The organism is Erythrobacter sp. F6033 (assembly GCF_023016005.1).
Classification (GTDB): Bacteria; Pseudomonadota; Alphaproteobacteria; order Sphingomonadales; family Sphingomonadaceae; genus Erythrobacter.
On sequence record NZ_JALKAZ010000002.1, the window covers coordinates 206517 to 227088 of the forward strand.

General features: G+C 58.9%; 16 protein-coding genes. 9 read left to right on the top strand and 7 right to left on the bottom strand.

Going from position 1 to position 20572, the window contains the following annotated elements; all coding sequences use genetic code 11:
• Positions 1 to 112: 112 nt before the first annotated feature.
• The 6 genes from MWU39_RS13055 to MWU39_RS13080 all read left to right on the top strand — a co-directional run bounded on the left by MWU39_RS13055 (position 113) and on the right by MWU39_RS13080 (position 11155).
• On the top strand, positions 113 to 1378 hold the full coding sequence (locus MWU39_RS13055) for a TIGR04063 family PEP-CTERM/XrtA system glycosyltransferase (RefSeq protein WP_247160571.1): 1266 nt from the start codon (positions 113 to 115) through the stop codon (positions 1376 to 1378).
• A 7-nt stretch (positions 1379 to 1385) separates the two neighbouring features.
• Complete coding sequence (locus MWU39_RS13060) at positions 1386 to 2507, top strand: hypothetical protein (protein WP_247160572.1); 1122 nt, start codon at positions 1386 to 1388, stop codon at positions 2505 to 2507.
• Between the two features lie 256 nt (positions 2508 to 2763).
• Positions 2764 to 7404 carry a glutamate synthase large subunit gene (gltB, locus tag MWU39_RS13065; protein WP_247160573.1) on the top strand — a complete coding sequence of 1547 codons (4641 nt, stop codon included), beginning with the start codon at positions 2764 to 2766 and terminating at the stop codon, positions 7402 to 7404.
• Positions 7405 to 7415: 11 nt separating this feature from the next.
• The gene (locus MWU39_RS13070) at positions 7416 to 8852 is read left to right on the top strand and encodes a glutamate synthase subunit beta (protein ID WP_247160574.1); all 1437 of its coding nucleotides are present in this window, start codon (positions 7416 to 7418) and stop codon (positions 8850 to 8852) included.
• Between the two features lie 219 nt (positions 8853 to 9071).
• On the top strand, positions 9072 to 10418 hold the full coding sequence (locus tag MWU39_RS13075; protein ID WP_247160575.1) for a carbohydrate porin: 1347 nt from the start codon (positions 9072 to 9074) through the stop codon (positions 10416 to 10418).
• Positions 10415 to 11155: a hypothetical protein gene (locus MWU39_RS13080; RefSeq protein ID WP_247160576.1), complete on the top strand. Its 741-nt coding sequence runs from the start codon at positions 10415 to 10417 to the stop codon at positions 11153 to 11155. Before MWU39_RS13075 ends, MWU39_RS13080 begins: the two co-directional genes overlap by 4 nt.
• On the opposite strand, the gene MWU39_RS13085 is transcribed toward MWU39_RS13080, so the two are convergent.
• A complete protein-coding gene (locus tag MWU39_RS13085; protein WP_247160577.1) occupies positions 11152 to 11484 on the bottom strand; it encodes a TraR/DksA family transcriptional regulator in 333 nt (110 codons plus the stop codon). The two genes, MWU39_RS13080 and MWU39_RS13085, sit on opposite strands and share 4 nt — an antisense overlap.
• Positions 11481 to 12170, bottom strand: a complete 690-nt coding sequence (gene ung, locus MWU39_RS13090; RefSeq protein WP_247160578.1) for a uracil-DNA glycosylase — start codon at positions 12168 to 12170, stop codon at positions 11481 to 11483. The genes MWU39_RS13085 and ung overlap by 4 nt, the downstream gene beginning before the upstream one ends.
• Before the next feature lie 103 nt (positions 12171 to 12273).
• Between ung and MWU39_RS13095 the strand changes: the two genes are divergently transcribed.
• From MWU39_RS13095 to MWU39_RS13105, 3 genes are all read left to right on the top strand, one after another.
• Positions 12274 to 12894 (top strand): ribonuclease D, encoded by a 621-nt coding sequence (locus tag MWU39_RS13095; protein ID WP_247160579.1) that lies wholly within the window; start codon positions 12274 to 12276, stop codon positions 12892 to 12894.
• 24 nt (positions 12895 to 12918) lie between these two features.
• On the top strand, positions 12919 to 13584 hold the full coding sequence (lptC, locus tag MWU39_RS13100) for an LPS export ABC transporter periplasmic protein LptC (RefSeq protein WP_247160580.1): 666 nt from the start codon (positions 12919 to 12921) through the stop codon (positions 13582 to 13584).
• A gap of 65 nt (positions 13585 to 13649) precedes the next feature.
• A complete protein-coding gene (locus MWU39_RS13105) occupies positions 13650 to 14180 on the top strand; it encodes an LptA/OstA family protein (RefSeq protein WP_247161100.1) in 531 nt (176 codons plus the stop codon).
• Positions 14181 to 14183: 3 nt separating this feature from the next.
• Here MWU39_RS13105 and MWU39_RS13110 read toward each other — a convergent pair whose 3' ends face one another.
• From MWU39_RS13110 to MWU39_RS13130, 5 genes are all read right to left on the bottom strand, one after another.
• Positions 14184 to 15587 carry a sugar transferase gene (locus MWU39_RS13110; protein WP_247160581.1) on the bottom strand — a complete coding sequence of 468 codons (1404 nt, stop codon included), beginning with the start codon at positions 15585 to 15587 and terminating at the stop codon, positions 14184 to 14186.
• Between the two features lie 106 nt (positions 15588 to 15693).
• Complete coding sequence (holA, locus tag MWU39_RS13115) at positions 15694 to 16734, bottom strand: DNA polymerase III subunit delta (RefSeq protein ID WP_247160582.1); 1041 nt, start codon at positions 16732 to 16734, stop codon at positions 15694 to 15696.
• Between the two features lie 7 nt (positions 16735 to 16741).
• On the bottom strand, positions 16742 to 17251 hold the full coding sequence (gene lptE, locus MWU39_RS13120; RefSeq protein WP_247160583.1) for an LPS assembly lipoprotein LptE: 510 nt from the start codon (positions 17249 to 17251) through the stop codon (positions 16742 to 16744).
• Positions 17248 to 19758, bottom strand: a complete 2511-nt coding sequence (gene leuS / locus MWU39_RS13125; RefSeq protein ID WP_247160584.1) for a leucine--tRNA ligase — start codon at positions 19756 to 19758, stop codon at positions 17248 to 17250. Before leuS ends, lptE begins: the two co-directional genes overlap by 4 nt.
• A gap of 25 nt (positions 19759 to 19783) precedes the next feature.
• Positions 19784 to 20188, bottom strand: a complete 405-nt coding sequence (locus MWU39_RS13130; protein WP_247161101.1) for a DUF3576 domain-containing protein — start codon at positions 20186 to 20188, stop codon at positions 19784 to 19786.
• Positions 20189 to 20572: the final 384 nt, after the last annotated feature.

Here is a 20572-nt window from a genome sequence, read left to right on the forward strand (position 1 = left end):
CTGGTCTTGGTCTTTCCGGATGCAAAGCGGGCACAATGCCTGCGATCTTGCACTGCGCCCTACAGCAACGCGGTTGACGGTCCGTTAAGCACAATGTGCCAAAAGCGCTTTCATGACCCGGATCCTGCACGTCCTCGACCATTCGCTTCCGCTGCACAGCGGCTACACCTTTCGCACGCGCGCTATTTTGAAGGCGCAGCAGGCGGCGGGTCTGGAGGTGCGCGGCATCACAGCGCAGCGTCATCAGCTTGAAGCGCCGACAGGGGAAGATGTGGAGATCGTCGACGGCCTGACTTTTCACCGCACCGCTGGTGTCCCGAACGGTCCGATGCTGGTCAGCGAATTTCGCGAAATGGCGGCGCTTTCGGCATCCATTCAAAAGGTCGCAAAGGACTGGCGTCCTGACATCATTCATGCCCATTCGCCCGCTCTTAACGGAGGCGGCGCGCACCGCGCGGCGAGCGCGCTTGGCATCCCGCTCGTTTATGAAATTCGCGCTTTCTGGGAAGATGCCGCCGTCGGCAATCGCACCGGAACGGAAGGATCGGCGAAATACCGCCTGACCCGCTCGCTCGAAACGCAAATCGTCAAACGCGCCGATGCGGTGTTCACCATCTGTCAGGGCCTGCGCGATGATCTGATCAATCGCGGAATTGCGCCGGGCAAGATCGGGGTGATGCCAAACGGTGTGGACCTATCGATGTTTGGTGAGCCTTTGCCGCGCGACAATACGCTCGCCAGCGAGCTTGGCATTGCAGAAGGCGCACCTGTGATTGGCTATATCGGCAGCTTTTATGATTACGAAGGAGTCGATGATCTGATCAAGGCGATGCCAATCCTGCGCCGCGATCACCCAGATGCGAAACTGCTGTTGGTGGGCGCCGGCGACATGGATGCGGAGTGGCGCGCTGCGGCCGCCGCTCTGGGCGAACCGGATTCGGTAATTTTCACAGGGCGCGTCCCGCATTCGGAAGTGGAGCGATATTACTCACTGATCGATGTACTCGCCTATCCGCGAAAGCAATCACGCCTGACTGACCTTGTAACGCCGCTTAAGCCGCTTGAGGCCATGGCCCAGCGCCGGATCGTCGCCGCGTCCAACGTTGGCGGGCACCGCGAGCTGATTTCGCATGGCGAAACGGGCTTTCTTTTCACTCCCGATGACCCCAAAGCATGCGCTGCTGCTTTGTCCGAGATGCTGGCCTCTCGCGATGAGTGGGACGCCATCAGAAATCGCGGAGAAGCGCATGTGCGTGCGCGCCATGACTGGGCCACCAATGTGCAGCGTTATCTCTCTGTTTACCAAGTTTTGTTAGCCAATGGCGAACACGAAAGCGGGCCTGCGCCTGCCGAGCAACAAACACAATTACGGACTTAGGGGCGATATGCGAAACATTCGGCAGCGCATTGCCAATTTCAGAACCTCAAGCGAGGACGATGAAGGCACACTTGTCGCAGATGAAGCGACCAAGAAGGCGCGCGTCAAAAAGCCGTCTATCGCCACGCTTCGTGGTTTCGTGCCTCTGATCGGAGCATGGGGCGCCCTGCTGGGCGCGCTTTGCGTTTTGGTTCTTCCGATGTCGACAATTCTGCGGATGGCGATGGCCACCGGCCTTTCAGGTCTGGGCAGTGCGGTCGGATATGTCTTCGCCCTGATTGCAGCTTTGGTTTTCGGCGGGCTCGCCGCCGCAGCAGCAATTGCCTTCAAACGCCGTGAAGTCGGTGTCGAGGAAGACGATTGGAACGATTCGACCATGGTCGAGGGTTTGGAACCAATAGATCCCGCTGCCGAGTTGGGCAGCGAAAGCCTTGATGCGCCGATTGAGATTGAGCCCTTCTCAGCTGCCGAGGTCGCTATTGAAGAAGAGCCGTTTGATCTAGAAAATGAAGCGCTCGTTCTGGATGTAGAGCAGGTCAGTGAAGCCGTTCCCGAAGAGGACGGTTTTGATCGCCCTCGAGAGTTGAATCTGGCTGAGTTTGCTGCAACTCCCGGACGCAACGCCGTCTGGATCGAAAATGAAATCGGCGAGGACGATATCGACGAAGATGATCGCCTGCCGGAAGTCGACGACTGGGGTGATGCGAGGGTCGAATCGGGGGTCGATTCCGGGGCCGATGCGCCCGTAGATGCTTCCGTCGACGCTCCCATTGAAGAGCCTGTCGCCAGAGTTCCTCTCGCGGCACAAATTGCACCGTCTGCGCAGACCGCGCTTGAAAAACTCCGTCAAGCTCCCGTCGAGGAGCTCAGTCTGGTCCATATGGTTGAGCGCTTTGCTGCGGCATTGCACGATCATCAGGATGCAGAGCGAAAGCGCCCCGGATCGCAGCGTTCGCCTGGTCAAGACGCTTCGCTGGCCGCAGCTCTGAAAGCTCTCACATTGTTTACCGAAGAAGGATTTGACGCCGAAGTCGAACTGAGCGGCGAAAAAGCGGATGCCCTGCGCGACACCACGCGCGAGCTTCGGGATGCGCTGGCCAAGCTACAGGATTTGCGCGGCGCAGCATAAATACGCGTTTTCGTGGCCGGTTTGGCACCAATTGACCATGCATCCGATTTAGTTACGCATGAAACGACAAGTTCATGCTTAGGTATGCGTAACAAAACTTCGCTGTTCGCGGTTGCAAAAATCCGATTCCGTCTGCAATAGGAATGTGAAACGAAGCTCGCTTTGGTCCGATGATCGTGCGCGCTCGACATTCTGCCGCTGCATTGACCTTGCGAGGGTCTTTGGCTCCGGCATCTGACAGAACGGATTTTTTGCCATGGGACAGCCCACCTCCCAGGGTCTCTATGACCCCGCCAATGAACATGACGCCTGCGGAGTAGGCATGGTTGCCCATATCAAGGGCAAACGCAGTCATTCTATTGTCGAGCAATCTCTTGAAATTCTTGAGAAACTCGACCACCGCGGCGCTGTGGGCGCTGATCCTCTTCTGGGTGACGGCGCGGGCTTGCTCATGCAAATTCCCGATGCGCTGATCCGGCGTTGGGCAACAGAAAACAATCTCGATCTGCCCGAGTTTGGCGAATATGCGGTCGCCATGTGCTTCATGCCGCAAGACGATGCGGCGCGCGAATTCGTTGCCGAGCGATTCGAAGGTCTCGCCGCCAAGGAAGGCCAGCGCTTCATCGGCTGGCGCGATGTGCCGACTTCGCAAGGCGGGCTTGGCGATGCAGTTATCGCTTCGATGCCGGTGATCCAGATGGCTGTGATCGCACGCGGGGAAAGCTGCGCCGATCAGGATGCGTTTGAGCGTAAACTGCTCGCGCTGCGCAAACAGACGCTCAATCCGCTGGCAAAACTGGCCGAAAAGCATGACCTGCCCGGCCTTACTGACACTTACATGCCGAGTTTTTCGACGCGCACCATTGTCTACAAAGGACTGCTGCTCGCAACGCAGGTTGGCAGTTTCTATGACGATCTGCGCGATCCGGAATGTGTTTCGGCATTCGGTCTGGTGCACCAACGCTTCTCGACCAACACATTTCCGAGCTGGCGTCTGGCTCACCCGTTCCGCTTCATTGCGCATAACGGCGAGATCAACACGGTTCGCGGCAATGTGAACTGGATGAATGCGCGCCGCCGCACGATGGAAAGCGACCTGCTGGGTCCAGACCTCGACAAGATGTGGCCGATTATCCCGCATGGCCAATCCGACACAGCATGCCTCGACAATGCTCTCGAACTGCTGATCGCGGGCGGATACAGCCTTGCCCATGCGATGATGATGCTGATCCCTGAAGCGTGGAACGGCAATGATCTGATGGATCCAGAACGCCGCGCATTTTACGAATATCACGCCGCTTTGATGGAGCCGTGGGACGGCCCTGCTGCGGTTTGTTTCACCGATGGTCGTCAGATCGGCGCGACGCTGGACCGCAACGGCCTGCGCCCCGCGCGTTTCTGCGTGACCAAAGACGACATCGTCTGTCTTGCTTCGGAAAGCGGTGTTCTGCCGTTTGCCGAGGAAGACATCGTGCGCAAATGGCGCCTGCAACCGGGCAAGATGCTGCTGATCGACCTCGAAGAAGGCCGCATCATCGAAGACGCCGAGCTGAAAGCAGACCTTTCGAATTCCGCGCCTTACGCCCAATGGCTGGAACAGGCACAGGTTCGCCTCGACGATATTACCGATATCGAGCCGGAGCTTTCCGAAGTTCCCGAGCATTCGACCACCCTGCTCCAGCGCCAACAAGCGTTCGGCTACACTCAGGAAGACATTTCGCGCTTCCTTGAGCCGATGGCGATCAAGGGCGACGATCCGATTGGATCAATGGGCACCGACACGCCAATCGCTGTTCTGTCGGACAAAGCGCGCCTGCTTTACGATTACTTCAAACAGAACTTTGCGCAGGTCACCAACCCGCCGATCGATCCGATCCGCGAAGAATTGGTCATGAGCCTGCTGTCGATGATCGGCCCGCGTCCGAACCTGCTTGGCCATGATGCGGGCACGCATAAACGGCTTGAAGTGAAGCAACCGATCCTGACCAACGAAGACCTTGCGAAAATCCGCTCGGTTGAATCGGTTGTCGATGGCGCGTTCCGTTGCTCGACAATCGACATGACTTTCGATGCCGAGCAAGGCGTGGAAGGCATTGAGCTCGCAATCCGCGAAATGTGCTGGGCCGCAACCGAAGCGGTGCTGCAGGATCAGAATATCCTCGTCCTGTCAGACCGTGCTCAGGACGAAGGCCGCGTGCCGATGCCTGCTTTGCTGGCGACGGCGGCGGTGCATCATCACCTAGTGCGGCAGGGCCTGCGGATGCAGACCGGCCTTGTGGTCGAAACCGGCGAAGCGCGCGAAGTGCACCATTTCTGCGTGCTCGCAGGGTACGGCGCGGAAGCGATCAACCCCTATGTGGCGTTCGAAACGCTCGAAGATATCCGCGCGCGCAAACACGCCGATGTAAGCCGCGAAGAAGTCGAGCAGAATTACATCAAGGCCATCGGCAAGGGCATCCGCAAGGTCATGTCCAAGATGGGCATCTCGACCTATCAATCCTATTGCGGTGCGCAGATTTTCGACGCGGTTGGCCTCAGCTCAGCCTTCGTTGAAAGCTACTTCACCGGCACTTCCACCACGATCGAAGGCGTTGGTCTGGAGCAGGTTGCCGAGGAAAGCGTGCGCCGTCATGCGCAGGCATATGGCGACAATCCGCTCTATAAAGGCATGCTCGATGTCGGCGGTATCTATCAATACCGTCTGCGCGGCGAAGAACACGCCTGGACCCCGCAAAACGTCGCACAATTGCAGCACGCTGTGCGCGGCAACGACGCGAAGAATTACGAAGAGTTCGCCAAATCGGTGAACGAGCAGTCAGAGCGGCTGCTGACCATTCGCGGACTGCTCGAATTCAAGAATGCCGACGAAGCGATCCCGCTCGACGAAGTCGAACCGGCGAGCGAAATCGTCAAACGCTTCAGCACCGGCGCGATGAGCCTCGGCTCCATCAGCCACGAAGCGCACTCAACCATGGCGCTCGCAATGAACCGCATTGGCGGGCGTTCCAACACTGGTGAAGGCGGCGAAGAGCCGTTCCGCTTCACTCCGATGGAAAACGGCGATTCGATGCGCAGCCGGATCAAGCAAGTTGCTTCGGGTCGTTTTGGCGTGACCACCGAATATCTCGTCAATTCCGACGATATTCAGATCAAGATGGCACAGGGCGCAAAGCCCGGCGAAGGCGGCCAGCTGCCCGGTCACAAGGTGGACAAGCGCATCGGCGCGGTGCGCCACTCGACACCGGGCGTAGGTCTCATCTCGCCGCCGCCGCACCACGACATCTATTCCATCGAAGATCTCGCTCAGCTGATCCACGATCTTAAGAATGTGAACACCGAAGCGCGCGTTTCTGTGAAGCTCGTTTCCGAAGTGGGCGTCGGCACGGTTGCCGCAGGCGTATCGAAAGCCCGCGCCGATCACGTCACAATTTCAGGCTATGACGGCGGCACAGGCGCATCGCCGCTTACCTCGCTGACGCACGCTGGTTCGCCTTGGGAAATCGGCTTGGCTGAAACGCAGCAGACTTTGCTGCTCAACGATTTGCGCAGCCGCATTGCAGTGCAGGTTGATGGCGGTCTTCGCACAGGCCGCGATGTGGCCATCGGCGCATTGCTAGGCGCGGACGAGTTCGGCTTTGCCACCGCGCCATTGATCGCCGCAGGCTGTATCATGATGCGAAAGTGTCATTTGAACACTTGCCCCGTTGGTGTTGCGACCCAAGACCCTGAACTGCGCAAGCGCTTCACCGGTCAGCCGGAGCATGTGGTGAATTACATGTTCTTCGTCGCAGAAGAACTCCGCCAGATCATGGCCGAAATGGGCTTCCGCACGGTTGAAGAAATGGTCGGCCGCGTTGACCGCCTCGATATGACGCGCATGCACCGCCACTGGAAAGCGCGCGGCATCAACCTGTCGCGCCTGCTCCACACCGTGGATCTTCCCGAGGGCGCACCGCTCCACAATACCGAGACACAAGATCACGGCCTCGGCGCGGCGCTCGACAATGCCTTTATCGCCGATGCGAAGGACGCGATCTCAGGCAAAACGCCAGTGCAACTCGACTATCAAATCCGCAATGTGAACCGCACCGCAGGCGCGATGCTCTCTGGCGAGATTGCCAAGGCGCATGGCCACGAAGGCCTGCCAGTCGACACGATCCGCATCAATCTCACTGGTGTAGCCGGGCAGAGCTTTGGCGCTTGGGTCGCTCACGGTGTCACGCTCGATCTGGTCGGCGATGCCAATGACTATGTTGGCAAGGGCCTCTCCGGAGGTCGCCTGATCGTTCGCCAACCCGAGGGCGCGCCGCGCAATTCGAGTGAGAACATCATTGTCGGCAACACCGTCCTTTACGGCGCGATTGCGGGCGAGGCCTATTTCAGCGGCGTGGCGGGTGAACGCTTCGCCGTGCGCAATTCCGGCGCAATCGCTGTGGTCGAAGGCGCTGGCGATCACGCCTGCGAATATATGACGGGCGGCGTTGTTGTTGTGCTGGGCGAAACAGGCCGCAATTTTGCGGCCGGCATGAGCGGCGGCGTGGCGTATGTGTACGATCCAGATGGCAAGTTCAGCGAGCTGGTGAACCACGCGCAGGTCGATCTGGAAACGATCTCCTCTGCACAGGACGCGGAAGATGGCACAGGCCGTCCGGCACAGCGTCCAAGTTCGGTCCATGATTACGGAATGGGCGACATGCTGCGTCACGATGCAGAGCGGCTGCGTATCTTGATTGAGCGTCATCAATTGCACACCGGCAGCGCCATCGCTGGTGAGCTGCTCGGCGATTGGGACAATGCAATTGGCCACTTCGTCAAAGTGATGCCGCGCGATTACAAAAATGCGCTTCAGGCTCTCGAAGCCGAACGCGAAGACGCCGCCTCGGTCGCGGCGGAATAAGGGTTAGAGTAATGGGCAAAGACACCGGATTTCTCGAACTGGATCGGCGCGAGCGGGATTATCTCGATCCCAAAGAGCGCCTGAACAATTACCGCGAATTCGTCATCCAGCCGGATGATGCGACGCTGTCTTCGCAGGCTTCGCGCTGCATGGATTGCGGCATTCCGTATTGTCACAATGGTTGCCCGGTGAACAACATGATCCCGGACTGGAACCATCTGGTCTATGAAAATGACTGGAAGAACGCGCTCGACGTGCTGCATTCGACCAACAATTTCCCCGAATTCACAGGCCGCATCTGCCCCGCCCCATGCGAGGCGAGCTGCACGCTCAACATTGTTGATCAGCCGGTCACGATCAAAAGCATCGAAGCGGCCATTATTGACCGCGGGTGGGATCAAGGCTGGGTCACACCGCAAGTGCCGGAAAAGAAAACCGGCAAGTCGGTTGCCGTGGTCGGCTCTGGCCCCGCAGGAATGGCCTGCGCCCAGCAACTCGCGCGCGCCGGACACAGCGTCACCTTGTTTGAAAAAAGCGACCGCGTCGGCGGATTGCTGCGTTACGGTATTCCCGACTTCAAGATGGAAAAGCATCTGATCAGCCGCCGCTGCATCCAGATGGAAGCCGAAGGTGTGACATTCAAAACGTCGAAAGAAGTCGGCGTTGATGTCTCGTTCAAGAGCCTCCAGGAGAACTTTGACGCCGTTGTTCTATCGGGCGGCAGCGAAGATGCGCGCGCACTCGCCATCCCGGGCGCCGAAATGAATGGTGTACGGCTGGCGATGGAATTCCTGACCCAGCAGAACAAGCGCAATGCGGGCGATGATGAAGTGCGCGCAGCGCCGCGCGGCAGCTTGCTCGCAACCGGCAAAAACGTTGTCGTCATCGGTGGCGGCGATACTGGCAGCGACTGTGTCGGCACCTCTAATCGCCAGGGCGCAAAGAGTGTTACGCAGCTTGAGATCATGCCGAAGCCTCCCGAGAAGGAAGACAAGGCGCTGACATGGCCGGATTGGCCGCTCAAACTGCGCACATCCTCCAGCCATGAAGAAGGCGTGGACCGCGACTGGGCCGTGCTGACCAAACGCGTGATCGGCGATGGCGAAAAAGTCACAGGCCTCGAATGCGCGCGGGTCGAGTGGAAAGACGGTCAGATGCGGGAAGTGGAAGGCAGCGCCTTCACTATCGAAGCCGATCTGATCCTGCTCGCAATGGGCTTTGTCGGTCCAACCAAAGCAGGCTTGCTGGAACAGGCCGGCGTCGAGTTGACAGGGCGCGGCAATGTCTCGGCCAACGAAGATGATTACGCCACCAGCGTTCCCGGCGTTTTCGCATGCGGCGATATGCGGCGCGGGCAGAGCCTGGTCGTGTGGGCTATCCGCGAAGGCCGCCAATGCGCGCGTAGTGTGGATGAAGCGTTGATGGGCGTGAGCGAACTGCCGCGCTAATCGCTCCAATCACCGCTTTCTGGTCCTGAACCTGCGGCATCTTTACACCATCTTAAGCCCTCCAGCCCGAATAGCCCGACTGCTAATTGCATGATTCTGCACGATTAAGTGCTCCGCTTGTCTTTACTTGACCGCTCATCGTGCGAATGGTTGAAGTTAAACGGATAAAAGCGGGCCTGAGTATTTGGGACACCGCTGCATAAGAGAGGGATCGAAGTCGTGAAGCTATCAAAGGGCCTGCGCGCAAATGCGGCTAGATTCGCAGGCGGAATGGCAAGCGCGATTGCGCTGTTCGCAGCTACTCCGGCACTGGCCGATGCTCCGGCAGAGACAGAATTTACGGCTGAGACTTTTGAACTCGCTTCTTCAGGCGATCTTGTCGGACCAGTTGGACCGGCAGTTGTCGCTCAGGACGCTGAGGCTCCAGCAGCTCCGCCAGCGGAAGCGCCTCCTGCGCCTCCACCGCCAAAGCCGGTTGATCTGCGCGTGGTCGCTTCGCAATTTGTCGACGTGCCTGTGGCAGGTGATGCGCAAAGCCTCGCGCGCTATTCAGGCCGGATTGACGGCTATCTCGAAGTGCGCGGCAGCTATTACGGCGGCAGCGACAATCTCACGATCAAGATCCGACCGGAATACACTTGGGGCGAAACCTCAAACGGTGAAATCGGCCTGATCCCCGGAAATACCGCCCTGTTCCGGCCCGAAGGCGCAGGCGATTTCGATCTTTCCGCCAGCATCGAATACAAATGGAAAGACGGCACCACCCTCGAGGTGGGCAAAATCAACGTGCTCGACATCTCCGGCAAACTGCCGATCGTGGCGAGCGACGGGCATTTCGGGTTCCAAAACCTCGGCCTTGCGCTGCCGCCAACCGCAGTTGTTCCAAACACGCTGACAGGCGTGGCGCTGCAAGTGCCAAAGGGCAAAATGATCTACCGCCTCTGGGTGTTCGATCCAGACAGCCAGTATCAACGCACCGGATTTGAAACCGGCTTTGAAAGCGGCGTCGGCTTTCTTGCGTCAGCCGCTGTGAGAACAAGCCTTCGCGGATTGCCCGGCGTGGTCAATTTCGCGGTTGTCGGCTCGACCCGCGATAGTTTCGCGGTCGATATTCTCCCGCGCGCGCTCACTCCGCCGCCGCAACCCATCGGCACATTCGGCAATGAAAGCGGCGAGCTGGCAATCCAGCTTTCGGCGTATCAGTTCCTGAAAATGTATCCCGAAGCCCGCGGCAAAGGTTGGGGCATTCTGGCCCGGTTCCAGGCATCCAGCGGCGATCCGACCTTCCTCGATTATTCGGGCTATTTCGGCATTTCAGGCAACCCGCGCAAGCGCCCTCAAGACCGCTTTGGCCTCGCCTATTTCCAGTATTCACTGACAGACGAGCTGGTCGATGACATCGCGTTTCGCCTTGGCGTCGAGGACGAAAGAGGCGTTGAAGCGTTCTACACCTATGAATTCGCCAAAGGCTTTGGCCTGACGGCGAATGTGCAAGTGGTCGATAGCGCAATCGCGTTTCGTGACACCGGCGTAACAGTCGGCGCGCGGTTGACGACCGAGTTTTGATTAAACGCTGCGCCTTGATCGCCTTGGCATTGGCTGTACCCGCCAATGCTCAGCCCGAATCCGACCCCCCTGCGGTTGAAACAACCGCTCAAGCCAGCGAGTCGGAATTCGTCGGGCGCTACAATGGCAATTCGTTTGAAACAGCCATGGGCATGGAAATTCGCGCCGATGGACAGTTCGCGTGGGGGCTTTCCGTAGGCGGGCTTGATCTGCGTGCAAAGGGAACGTGGACGCAGCAGGGCGACACCATAGTTCTCACTTCTGATCCCAAGCCGGTTCCGGCCGAGTTCAAACTGATCGGGATCAAGCCCCGGTCAGAAGATGCGTTGGTTCATGTGTTTCGCACCAATGGGAAACGCGCCACCTATGTCGATGCGCTCGTCGAGTGCTCGGATGGCAGAACAACGTATGAGACCGTTGCTGGCGGAACAGCCGATTATGGCAGCGGAACATGTGCAAACCCGGTCGCAGTGGCCGTCAGGCAGCCCGGCTACAACGTCTCCTCGCCGCGCTTCGATTTGGTGGAATTGGGCTGGAAGAAAGGCGATTCGATCCATATCGAATTCCACACCAACGATCTCGGTGTGGCCGACTTCACCGGCATGACTGGCCTGTTAGAAGGCGGCAGGCTGAAATTATTCGGCGGGCAGGGGCTTTTATCTCAACCAGCGCCACGCCCGGGTGAGGTTGTGTTCGAACTGCGCAAAATGCCGCCGCGCACCGAGCAGCAGCCCTAGCCTCCGCTCGCGCACCTGACACAGGTTGCGATGCTCGGATCGTGCTCAAGCCGCTTTTGCGCGATCTCTTCGCCACAAGTCAGGCAATATCCCCACTCTCCCTCATCAATGCGGACAAGCGCTGCTGCAATGCGTGTGCGTTCAGCGGCGCGGCGATGTTCCTGCGCCTGAGCCATAGCTTGCTGCTGCATCGCATCCATCCGCGATAGCCGCCCGACACTATCCTGTTGCAGGGTGACAGGCGCGCGGGCCTCATCCGAAATCCGATCTTCCTCGACCAGCTCCGCCTGACGAGCGATCAACGCCGCTTTGGCTTCGTCCTCGGTCAATCGAGCCTCCAATCGATAGTACCGCGCCCATGGCTTTCCAGAAACGCATTCGCTTGGCTGTAAGGTTTGGAACCGAAAAATCCGCGATAGGAAGATAACGGGCTAGGGTGCGGCGCCTTCAGAATGAGGTGGCGATCACTCCGGCCAAGCGAGGCGACCCGTCCCGCTTTCTTTGCCGCGTGGCTGCCCCATAGGATGAACACTGTCGGCTCACCGCGTTCGGCCACTGCCGCCACAGCCGCGTCTGTGATCGCATCCCAACCGCGCCCCGCATGGCTGCCCGCTTGCGCTGCTTCGACAGTCAGTGTGTTGTTGAGCAGCAGCACACCCTGTTCAGCCCAGCGGGTGAGGTTGCCGTGATCGGGAGGCTGAATGCCAAGATCGCTTTCCAGCTCCTTGTACATATTGACCAGCGATGGCGGCACCTTCACCCCATCCTGAACCGAAAACGCCAATCCATGCGCCTGGCCCGGACCATGATACGGGTCCTGCCCGAGGATAACCACGCGCACTTGATCGAGCGGCGTGAGCGCCAGCGCTGTCAGCCGCTGTCCGCGCGGCGGATGGATTACTTTGCCCGCGCCTTCTTCGGCGCGCAGCCATCCGCCCAGTTTGCGCGCTTCCGGCGTTGCCAAAACAGGCTCCAGCGCGGTGCGCCAGCTTTCGGGAATTTCGTCGTTCGCCATTTCATCTGCGAAGCTACACCTGCAAAGCGTCCAAATGCCACTCGCCTCTTTCGCGCTATCCCCCTCTTTCCCTCTACCCTGATGTGGCGTAGGGCTGCGCCCTATGACAGTTCATTTCCACGAAGAAGACCTTCCCGATGGTGTGCTTGAGGGCACATCGGACCTCGCCGTTGATACGGAAACGATGGGCCTGATCACGCATCGTGACAGGCTGTGCGTTGTCCAGATCAGCGATGGATCAAGCGACGAGCACCTTGTGCGCTTTTCACCGGGCAGCGATTACGAAGCGCCTAATCTGACCCGCATTCTCGCCGATCAAAACCGGACCAAGCTGTATCATTTTGGGCGCTTCGATCTCGCCGCGATCCAATACTACCTCGGCGTGGAGGCTGGCCCGGTGTTCTGCACCAAAATCGCCAGCAAGCTGGTGCGGACTTACACCGACCGCCACGGGCTTAAGAACCTCGTCGATGAATTGCTGGGCGAGAGTATTTCCAAGCAGCAACAAAGCAGCGATTGGGGCGGGCCGGTGCTTAACGAAGCGCAGCGCGATTATGCGGCATCGGATGTCCGATTCCTTCACCGGATGCGGGACGAGTTGATTATCCGTCTAGAACGCGAAGGCCGCATGGACATGGCGCAGGCATGCTTTGATTTCCTCCCCACCCGCGCGCAGCTCGACATTGCGGGTTGGGCCGATCACGACATTTTCAGCCACGCGTAATTTGAGCCGGAATAAAGAACCATCATGGTCATGAAACGCCGCATCGAAACGAGTGAAGCAAAGGAACTGCGCAGCAAGCGACAGCACTTTGCCGCGCCCGGCGGATCGCATGACAAATTGGTCGGCTTTCTAGCCCGGGCTTTACCAGTAGGTGTCGGCATTGTTGCCGCCCTGATGATCATCACCCCCCTGTCACCGCGCGGCGAAGTCAGCTTTCTGCTCGATCGGAATGAAGTGTCCGTGATCGACGAACGGCTCAGCGTGGACAATGCGATGTATCGCGGGCGTGACAATGATGGCCGCCCGTTCTCCGTAACCGCAGGCGATGCTGTTCAACGGTCCGCTGCCGAAGGTCTGGTCCGAATGGATGATCTCGTCGCGCAATTACTGCTTAGCGACGGGCCCGCGCGATTAACTGCGCCGGGCGGTCGCTATGATTTGAACACCGAAATTGTTGACGTTGATGGTGCAGTCGAACTGACCGCAGCGGACGGGTATTTTATGAGCGCGCGCGGCGTCGCCATCAATCTGAAGAACCGTACAATTTCTGGCGATGACGGCGTCGAAGGCCAAGTTCCTGCCGGCAGCTTTTCAGCCAATTCACTAAGCGCCGATCTTGACGCGCGCACTGTCACGCTTGAAGGCAACGCCAAGCTTAGAATGATCCCTGGCCAGTTGAGGATGCCATGACGAACCACGCCAACACTCTGGACATGCAGAGCAAACCGCATCTGGGCAAAGTCGCCCTTGGCTGGATGGCGGGCGGCTTTGCACTGACGCTGGCGGTGGCTGGCGGGATCGGCCTTCAGGCTCAAGGGATCGCATCGCACAACACCAACGCGCCGGTGAGCTACAACGCTGGCTCTATTGCATTGCAGGACCGGCAAAACCGCGTTGCGCTGTCTGGCGGTGTCACCGTGACCCAAGCGGGCCTAACGGTCCGTTCCGACAGGATGCTGGTCAACTACACGGATACCGGATCGCTCGATATTCAGCGCATCACCGCAACAGGCGGTGTGGTTGTGACCCGCGGCAATGAACGCGCGAGCGGCGGGGTGGCGATCTACGACTTCAACCGCAGAATCATCACCATGGCAGGCAATGTCAGCCTCAAGCGCGGCACTGACACGCTCAATGGCGGAAGATTGGTTATCGATTTGCGCAGCGGCATTTCGACCGTCGACGGGCGGGCTTCCGGCGGGTCCAGCAGCGATACGAGCGGGAATAGCGGTGGCCGCGTAACCGGCACATTCTCCGTTCCGCAAAGCTCGGACGAAAACGAGTAAAGCCTAGTAAGCGTTGCGGTGACGCAGCACCCACAGCGTCCGGTAAACAATCTGAAGATCGCGCTGGATTGACCATCGCGCGATATATTCAAGGTCGGACTGCAACCGGTCGGTCAGGTCTTTCTCTTGCTCCGTCGCGCCGCGATGACCGCGCACCTGAGCAAGGCCGGTAAGGCCAGGTTTAAGCGAATGGCGCTGCCAATATTGACCATCAACTTCCCAGAAATACTTGTTGTTCGCCCGGCTACTGATAGCGTGCGGGCGCGGGCCCACAATCGACATTTCCCCGCGCAGGATATTGATCAATTGCGGCAGTTCATCGATGCTTGTGCGGCGAATAAACGCTCCGACTTTGGTGATCCGTGCATCATCGCGAGCGGTGGAAACATTGCCTTCGTGGTCAAGCTGCTCGGTCCGCATCGATCGGAATTTCAGCATGTTAAAGAACTGGTTCCCGCGCCCCATCCGGCGTTGGACAAACAGGATCGGCCCGCCATCCTCCAGCTTGATCTTAAGGGCGATAAACGCGAGCAAAGGCGACAGCACAATAAGGCCTAGGAACGCTGCGATGACATCGAATGCGCGCTTTGCAATCCGGCCGCGCAGCCCGAGCGGACCGGTAGAAACCAGCAGGGATGTCGCGTCCTGATCCTTGTACTGCTGAACACCTAAAGCCCCCAGATCATGCGCCGTCTCGCTCACAATCTCTCCGTAAACACCCGATGATTTCAGCAAGATCGCCCATGCCAGACGCCGCTCTGCCGGACAGCTGACGACAACCCTGTCCTGATAACGCAGCAATTTTCCGAGCCGCTCCCGCATAAATGGATCAAGTGCGGTGGGATCCAGATCATAGTCTTTCGCCTCAACCGACAGCGATTGGGGAAGCGAAAAGGCGGGTCCGCCATCCATGATCACCAAACGGTTGCGGGTCTTTCCGCCCCAGAACCTATCGATCAAGCGCGGTATCAGACGCCGCGAGGCGGCAATCGCGATAGCCGCACCAATCAGGCCCAGCGTAACCGCAACCCGCGAAAATTCGGCGTTGGATTTAGTGTAAAACCCCACAAAATTCAGCAGTGCAGCAGAGACAAGCAACGCTGTAAGCGCCTGACGCATCGCAAAGACCCAGTCGCCCAGAGCCTTTTGCCCGTAGGTCGAGTTGTACATCGCAATCGTGAAATACAGCGGCAGCAAAGTCTGCGCAGCCAGCATGCTGCGCGGCTCCCACCAGATACCCTCATAGGCAAGAGCGGCGATGGCAAAGCTGAGATTGATCAAAACCGCATCGACCAACAGGATTATGACATAAGCTCGCAGCCGACGCCGCTCAAGCGAAGGAGCGATCACGCGATCGACCTTATCCGGCTGATTGGCCTCTAGCAGGGGGCCTGAAATTCTGTTCATGCGACGCTTTTCCTGAGATCCGCGCGATATACGCGTTATCCCTTAGGCCCGTCTTACACGAAACAATAGCTCTTGTCTGATTGAGCCAGGCAAATGGCGGGGGATTTTACCGCTTCGTCGCGAAACGGGCGATCTCCGCCAGGTTTTGCGCCAGAAAAAGCTCGGCTGACTGACTGTTGGAAAGCAGCGCACGGTGCAGGTTGATTAAACGCGGGATAAGTCGCTCAAGCTTTCCCCGGTGCCACCGCGCAAGCTGATTGCGGATGTCCCGCTCTTCTTTCCAGAAGATGCCGAGCTGCGCTTTTTCGCCTTTGCCAAGATTGTCGAATGATCCGCGCGGGCCGAGTTTCGCGGTGATCTGCGCCAGTTGTGCAGCGCGCCGTTCCAGCGCGAGCAGCAAGCCAACGGGATTGAGGCCGAGCTCGCGCATGCGGCGCACCTCGTCAGAAAGCCGGTTTAACTCCCCGCCCATCACTGCGTTTACAACCGGCTGAAACCCGTCCTCTTCGGTCGCCGCGCCGATCTCACCGTAATCATCGACCGAAGCGGACTTTGGCGATTGCGGATCGGCGTCGCAGTAGAGCGCAAGTTTAGTCACTTCTGACTGCGCGAGCCTGACATCAAGGCCGGCTGCACGCGCGATACGTTCAGCGAGGTCTCCGCCGAGCCGTAATCCCGCAGCATCCGCCATTCCGCGCACGGAAGCCGCGACTGTCATCAGATCAGGCGGGTAGAACATCGCCACCAGCGCATCGGGCCGCTTCTCCAGCAGCTTTGCCGTGCGCGATTTATCCGTGGCGGAAGTGGCCACCACAAAGACCGGAGCCGCATCGCCCGCACCGGCATCGCTCGTTTCGATCAGAGCTTTTAGCGCATCGTGCGCCTCATCGCCGCTCGCGCGGACAAGGATATGCCGTTTGTCACCAAACAGGCTTTCGCTGCGCGCTTCATCGCCCAGCATCGCCGGATCGCGTTTGATATCGGCGCCAGCCAGATCGACGCGCTCTCCGGCATCGGGCATGGCTTCGATAATCTTCGCAGCGGCAGCGGAAGCACCCGCTTCATCAGGGCCACAGAAAAAGAAAAGGTTGGCGGTGTCGGCACCGCGGGGAAGGCCGCGGGCAAAATCTTTCTGTGTAGCCTTCATCGCAGGCTCACTGCGCAGTCGCCTCTTTGGCCCGCTCTCTCAGAGTCAAAGCGATGCGCGTCGTCATCCGGTCGGCGACTTCCTTGGCGAGGTTCTCAAGAGCGCGCTGTTCAGCGGCAATGGTGGCATATTCGCTGGATACCACATCGATGCCGGCATCCGATCCGGCAGTCGCGTCCAGCAGGATTTCGCCGGTCGCAAGGTCAACCAATTGATAGCGCGCCCTAAGAATGCGGCGTTCGCGGCTGGTCGTATCATCATTGAGCACGCCCAATGCTTCAAGCGCATCATCCAGCCGTACATCGAGCCGGTAAGCTGGCGAAGCATTTCCCGCCGCGCCCAGCCGTTCGTTCAAGGCATTGCGAACCAGCCAGCCGCCGCGCCCCGGAATGGCAGGTACATCAATCGCAGCCAGCCCCTGAGCCACACCTGCATTGCCGCCACCGCTATAGAGCGGCTGAAGCCCGCAAGCGGACAGGGCCAGAGTGGCGAGCAAAAGAAGTGCGCCGCGTATCATGTAACGATGTTCACCAATCTATCGGGCACCACGATCACCTTGCGAATATCCGCGCCATCGATTGAACGCTGAACCTTCTCGCTGGCGAGTGCAAGCGCTTCGAGGTCGTCTTTGGCTGCTCCCTTGGGCGCGGTGATCGTATCGCGCAGCTTGCCCATATGCTGGATCGCAATCGTCACTTCGTCCTCGACCAACATGGCTGGGTCATGATCGGGCCACGCCGCGTCCGCAATCAACGTGTCGTGGCCGAGCTTGGCATAGGCTTCTTCCGCCAAGTGCGGCATCATCGGGCTGACGAGGTGAAGCACAGCGCGGATCGCAAAGTTTTTGGCTTCGCTTGAGCCTGCTTTTTCAGCGGCTCCGGTCAGTTCGTAAATGCGCGCAACGGCTTTGTTGAAACCGAGCGCCTCGATGTCATCGGCCACCGCAACGATGGCTTGGTTAGCCTTGCGGGAAAGCGCCTTGTCTTCGCCGGTCGCGTTCGCATCGTAGCTGTCGAACAGACGCCAAAGGCGTTGAACGAAGCGAGCGCAGCCTTCGATGCCGCTGGCGGACCATGGCAAATCGCGCTCTGGCGGGCTGTCGGACAGCATGAACCAGCGCACCGCATCCGCACCGTATTCGTCGATAATGTTGTCGGGATCGACGACGTTCTTCTTCGACTTCGACATTTTAACGACGCGGCCAGCCTCAACCGGAGCGCCGTTTTCGATAGCGACCCAATCCTGACCGTCCTTGCGGACTTCATCAGGCGAAAGCCAGCTGCCATCGCCCAGGCTATACGTCTCGTGCGTCACCATACCCTGCGTAAAGAGCGCGGCGAACGGCTCTTTCACATCGAGCTTGCCGATATGCGCCAAGGCGCGCGTCCAGAAACGGGCGTAGAGCAAGTGCAGGATCGCATGTTCGACGCCGCCAATATAGTGCTGCACCGGCAGCCATTTGGCGATCTCTCCCGCGTCAAACGGCTTGTCCGCAGGCTGGCTGGCAAAGCGTAGGAAATACCACGATGAGTTTGTAAACGTGTCGAGCGTATCGGTCTCGCGCACGGCTTTGCAGCCGCATTTGGGGCAATCGACATGCTTCCACGTCGCGTGCCGCTCCAGCGGGTTGCCCGGCGTTTCGAAGTCCACATCATCCGGCAAAGTCACCGGAAGCTGATCCTTTGGCACAGGAACCACACCGCAGGCATCGCAGTGAATGAACGGGATCGGGGTGCCCCAATAACGCTGGCGCGAAATGCCCCAATCGCGCAGCCGCCAAACGGTAGTGCCTTCGCCCCAGCCGCCCGCTTCAGCGCGTTTGATAACTTCGGCCTTGGCATCCTCGACGCTCATTCCGTCGAGGAAGTCGGAATTGACGATTACGCCGTCACCCGATTCCGCCTCGTCGCCCAAAGGCGCATCGGCGGCGCTCAAATCGCTGGCGACAACGCGCGCGATGGGCTGTTTGTATTTGGTCGCGAATTCGAAATCGCGCTGATCATGGCCCGGCACGCCCATCACCGCGCCGGTGCCGTAATCCATCAGCACGAAGTTCGCGATAAAGACCGGCATGGCCGCGCCGGTGAACGGATGCTTGGCCGTGATGCCGGTGTCAAAGCCGAGTTTTTCGGCGGTTTCCAGTTCCGCCGCGGTCGTGCCGCCGCGCTTGCATTCTTCAATGAAGGCCTTGGCTTCGGCGTTTTCCGCTGCGACCGCTTGAGCAATCGGATGATCCGCTGCAATTGCGCAGAAACTCGCGCCGAAAATCGTATCGGGCCGCGTAGTGTAGACGGGCAGTTTCTCGCCGTTTGACAGGTCGAAGGAAAATTCCAGACCGGACGATTTGCCGATCCAGTTTTCCTGCATCAGGCGGACCTTTTCAGGCCAGTCTTTGAGCTCGCCCAACCCCGTCAGCAGACCCTCGGCAAAATCGGTGATCTTGAGGAACCACTGGTCCAACTTACGCTTTTCGACCTCTGCGCCGCTGCGCCAACCTTTGCCATCGATAACCTGCTCATTGGCGAGCACGGTCATATCGACCGGATCCCAGTTCACCTCGGATGATTTTCGGTACACCAGGCCGGCGGCGTACATATCGATGAAAAGCGATTGTTCGTGTCCGTAATATTCGGGATCGCAGGTCGCAAACTCGCGCGTCCAGTCGAGCGCAAAGCCGATCCGTTTCAGCTGCGCCTTCATCCCCTCGATATTCGAACGGGTCCACGCGCCGGGATGGACTTTCTTTTCCATCGCCGCATTTTCTGCGGGCATGCCGAAAGCGTCCCAGCCCATCGGATGGAGCACTTCGCAGCCGCGCATCTTCTTATAGCGCGCCAGCACATCGCCCATCGTGTAATTGCGCACATGCCCCATATGGATGCGCCCCGATGGATAGGGGAACATCTCAAGGATGTAGCTCTTGGGCTTTTGGCTATTGGAATCCGCGTTGAACGTGCCCGCGTCATCCCACGCGCGCTGCCAGCGCCCGTCGGCCGAAGACGGATCGAAACGATTATCAGTCATGTGAAACCCGCTAACGCGAATTGGATCAGGAAGCGAGAGCCTTGCGGCGCAGATCGCGCGCTTTCGTCAGGATAATGTCTTCGAGCTTCTGCACAGTCGCGGCCTGAACAGGCGCTTCGACCCATTGGCCGCTCTGCGATACCTGACGGCTCGCTGCGACGCGAAGGGCGTCTGCACGCAGATCCTGATCAAGAATAGTCACGGTCAGCTTCACGCGCTCGTTCGGGTTGCTCGGGTTCGCATACCAGTCAGTCGCGATCACACCGCCTGCGCTGTCTGCGGAGGCAAGCGGAGCAAAACTGACTGTTTCAATCGCAGCGCGCCACAGAAACGCATTCACGCCAATCGTGTTGATTTGCGCCGATTGCAGTTCGGATGTTGGGCGATCACGGCCACCACATGCTGCCAGAGTGGCGAGCGCACCCGCCATGAGTGCGATGCGTGTCGTGTTCGAAAATGCGAGTTTGGCGCGTGTCACTAGAGGCAAATCCCTTTGTCTGTCTTCAACGGCTCTATAACCCGCACACCGCGCGCGGCAAGCTTTGTGCAGCGATGATTGTTGCACAAACCGTTATCAGTTCTGACCGTTGGAAAGCCATCTTTGGCCTTAAGGGGCGCTGAATTGCCCGCATTCTCTGGGCGAATCTGTGTGCAGGGAGCAACAGTTTAACGGGGAACTGCAATTCGCAGTGTGGAAAAGATTGCGCAGGGGCGTGCCATAATTCAGTCTCCCCAGTGTTGTAAGAGTTATTCCGAGTCGACTCAGTAACCGTTCAGGCAACTGATGCGAATAAGGGTAATAACAGCGACCGAT

Bases quoted from the DNA above. Each gene is read 5' to 3' on its own strand.
- MWU39_RS13095 (WP_247160579.1), top strand. From the start codon at position 12,274: ATGACAGTTCATTTCCACGAAGAAGACCTTCCCGATGGTGTGCTTGAG.
- gltB (WP_247160573.1), top strand. From the start codon at position 2,764: ATGGGACAGCCCACCTCCCAGGGTCTCTATGACCCCGCCAATGAACAT.
- MWU39_RS13070 (WP_247160574.1), top strand. From the start codon at position 7,416: ATGGGCAAAGACACCGGATTTCTCGAACTGGATCGGCGCGAGCGGGAT.
- lptC (WP_247160580.1), top strand. From the start codon at position 12,919: ATGGTCATGAAACGCCGCATCGAAACGAGTGAAGCAAAGGAACTGCGC.
- MWU39_RS13130 (WP_247161101.1), bottom strand. From the start codon at position 20,188: ATGGCGGGTGCGCTCGCCACTCTGGCAGCATGTGGTGGCCGTGATCGC.
- lptE (WP_247160583.1), bottom strand. From the start codon at position 17,251: ATGATACGCGGCGCACTTCTTTTGCTCGCCACTCTGGCCCTGTCCGCT.
- holA (WP_247160582.1), bottom strand. From the start codon at position 16,734: ATGAAGGCTACACAGAAAGATTTTGCCCGCGGCCTTCCCCGCGGTGCC.
- MWU39_RS13105 (WP_247161100.1), top strand. From the start codon at position 13,650: ATGGCGGGCGGCTTTGCACTGACGCTGGCGGTGGCTGGCGGGATCGGC.
- MWU39_RS13055 (WP_247160571.1), top strand. From the start codon at position 113: ATGACCCGGATCCTGCACGTCCTCGACCATTCGCTTCCGCTGCACAGC.
- ung (WP_247160578.1), bottom strand. From the start codon at position 12,170: ATGGCGAACGACGAAATTCCCGAAAGCTGGCGCACCGCGCTGGAGCCT.
- leuS (WP_247160584.1), bottom strand. From the start codon at position 19,758: ATGACTGATAATCGTTTCGATCCGTCTTCGGCCGACGGGCGCTGGCAG.
- MWU39_RS13060 (WP_247160572.1), top strand. From the start codon at position 1,386: ATGCGAAACATTCGGCAGCGCATTGCCAATTTCAGAACCTCAAGCGAG.
- MWU39_RS13110 (WP_247160581.1), bottom strand. From the start codon at position 15,587: ATGAACAGAATTTCAGGCCCCCTGCTAGAGGCCAATCAGCCGGATAAG.